General features: G+C 51.5%; 1 pseudogene. It reads right to left on the reverse strand.

The features are described from left to right. Positions 1-400 (reverse strand): annotated as a pseudogene (locus tag PVE40_RS12935) (IS110 family transposase); the annotation flags it as partial. Positions 401-534 lie beyond the last annotated feature (134 nt).

The raw sequence follows: 534 nt of genomic DNA on the forward strand, positions 1-534 counted from the left end.
AGGCCTCTACATTTGGGCCAATTTCTCCTAGAATAACAGCAGCACTATGTTCGCTCACGCCGGGAATTTCCCGCAGCAGCTCGTATTCCACCGGAAAATGATGCAGGATATACTGCTTGATGTCCTCTTCAATGCGGTTGATTTTCTGTGTATAGAAGCGGTACTCATCCAAGGAATCGTCCAACAACCGCCGGTCAACCCCAGTCATTTTTCCGTCCATCGCCGCAACCAGGTCCTCCGGAGTCGCCTTAACATTTCCATGGACACAGGTCATTACCGACTCGACCGTGATGGCCTCCCCATCAATGAACAGCTCCAACAATGCTTGGCCGGTCTTGGAAAAAATATCCGACAAAAAACCGGTCAGTTTAATATTGGAACGCTGTAGGATGTTGTGCAACTCGTTCTTCGCCTGGGTTCGTTTCTCGGTATACGAGCGTTGACGCCGGGTCATCAGCCGCAGCTCCATCACCTCAGGTGAGGGGATATAGGAGCGTTCAACTAAACCGCAACGCCCCAGTTGGGCGAGCCATT

The sequence above is a fragment of the Jeotgalibaca caeni genome (assembly GCF_028863945.1).
Classification (GTDB): Bacteria; Bacillota; Bacilli; order Lactobacillales; family Aerococcaceae; genus Jeotgalibaca; species Jeotgalibaca caeni.